Origin of the sequence: Armatimonas sp. (genome assembly GCF_031410135.1) — a bacterium.
Taxonomy (GTDB): Bacteria; Armatimonadota; Armatimonadia; order Armatimonadales; family Armatimonadaceae; genus Armatimonas.
The window spans coordinates 1-1,882 of sequence record NZ_JANNYP010000260.1 but is presented as its reverse complement, the minus strand read 5'-3'; the positions used below and the strand labels follow the sequence as shown (position 1 = coordinate 1,882).

The 1,882-nt window shown below is 57.9% G+C and carries 2 protein-coding genes; one reads left to right on the top strand and one right to left on the bottom strand.

Features of this window, described 5'->3' with window-relative positions:
- Nucleotides 1–93 precede the first annotated feature (93 nt).
- Entirely contained in the window at nt 94–939 is an 846-nt protein-coding gene (locus RMO15_RS09730; RefSeq protein WP_309711274.1) for an ABC transporter permease, read from the top strand.
- Between the two features lie 24 nt (nt 940–963).
- On the opposite strand, the gene RMO15_RS09725 is transcribed toward RMO15_RS09730, so the two are convergent.
- A partial coding sequence (locus tag RMO15_RS09725; RefSeq protein WP_309711270.1) for a serine hydrolase domain-containing protein occupies nt 964–1,882 on the bottom strand: 919 nt, incomplete at its 5' end.

The following is a 1,882-nucleotide window of genomic DNA, read 5'->3' as shown; positions in this document are numbered from 1 at the left end:
CATGGCCTTTATCTTTGTGATGGTGAACCTGGTGGTGGACATTCTCTACGGTGTGCTGGATCCCCGTGCACGCTCCGCAGGAGGCAAGCGCTGATGCAAGAACTCAAGAAAAACAAAATCGCCTTTGCCAGCCTGATCTTTCTCGGGGTGCTGGTACTGATCGCGCTCTTTGCCAATGTGCTGGCACCCTACCCGTTTGCCGAGCAGAAGCTGATGGATCGAATGCAAGGACCGAGCGCGGCGCACCGGCTCGGCACCGATGACCTCGGGCGCGACATTCTCTCCCGCTTGATCTACGGGGCGCGGATCTCACTCTCTGTGGCGGTCCTGGTGGAGCTTGTGGTGGTAGGGATCGGCGTGACCGTGGGGCTGATCGCGGGCTTCTTTGGCGGCTGGGCGGAGACAATCCTGATGCGCATCACCGACACGCTTCTCGCCTTCCCCGATGTGCTGCTGGCGATCCTCCTTCTCGGCACCCTCGGCGCGGCGGCGTCGAAGCCCGAGGTGTCGTTGTTGCTCGTGGTAATGTCGCTGGGAATCACGGGCTGGCCACCGCTGGCACGCCTGGTTCGTGGGCAAGTGCTGAGTCTACGCAAGCGCGAGTTTGTGGAGGCGGCGATTGCGATGGGCGCGAGCAACGGGCGGATTCTGCTCAAACACATCCTGCCGAACCTGCTCTCCCCGATCATCGTCGCCGTGACGGTAGATGCCGCCGGAGTAATTTTAGCCGAGGCCACCCTCTCGTTTCTCGGGATCGGAGTCCAGCGCCCGTTTCCGTCGTGGGGCCGCATGATCAACGACGCTTTAGACTACTACCGCAGCGAGCCGCGCCTGCTTGTCGGCCCCGCACTCTGCCTCTCGCTCACCGTCATCGCCCTCAACTTCCTCGGAGACGGCCTTCGAGACGCCCTTGATCCCCGAAAACGCCAAGGACACTAGGAAAATGAGGCGGGAGATGGCCGACTAACGGCTCAACAGGCTGCGGATCATGGCCCACATGGTCGTCTCAAGGCCAGCGATGGTTTCTTTGGTGTACGTGTTGGTTAGCATGGCACAACACAGCCCATCGGAGGAGCGCATCAAGAACGTCGTGGTGCCAGGGAGATTCCCACCGTGCCACCAATTCTGCGAGGCATTGACATTCCACCCACAGGCATACCGAGGATTTAGGTCACTGGGAGTTGTCATGGCTTTCAGTGTTGTGGGGCGCAGAAGGTCAGGAGGAGAGTCAAAGCCATCCACACGCAATGCGAAACGTACCAGATCGCTCACTGTGGCGATCCAGCCACCGTGGGCATCCATTCGGTTAATGTTGAGTGTGTAGGGACTATCTCCCCCTTGTGCTTCGTAGACAACCTCAAGGGAGGCTCTTCGCCCCAGTGTATTTTCCGCGAGCTGCATTTGCTGGATGCCGCACGGGGTGAGGATTTCCTGCTTTATTACCTCGTCATAGGGGCGGCCTCCTACTTTTTCAAGAACGCGCCCTAGTAGGCAGTAGCCAAAGTTCGAGTAGGCATATTTCGTCCCTGGGATAGCTGTCTGAGGGGACTCTTGAAGCGTGTACTTGATTAGCTCACGGTGGCTGGCTTGGGGAATCTGAAACATCGGGTCGTTGCCATCATTGGTCCACCCTCCACCCGTATGAGTAAGAAGGTGATAGACCGTGAGAGCCTTGGTTGCTGCGGAATAGGTACGAGCGTAGTCGAACTTGAGTACCCCTTCTTCTCCAAAAATGGGCTGATGAAGGCTCAGCTTTCCCAGGTCAATGAACCTAAAAATACAGGCCGCTGTTAGGGTTTTGCTAATGCTGGCAATCCGAAAACGGTGCTGTGGAGTGAGCTTTTCTTGACGTACTCGGTTGGCAAGGCCAAAAGCGCGATCG

What these genes read in the sequence shown, in the direction of transcription:
- RMO15_RS09730 (WP_309711274.1), top strand. Translation starts at nt 94, where the DNA reads ATGCAAGAACTCAAGAAAAACAAAATCGCCTTTGCCAGCCTGATCTTT.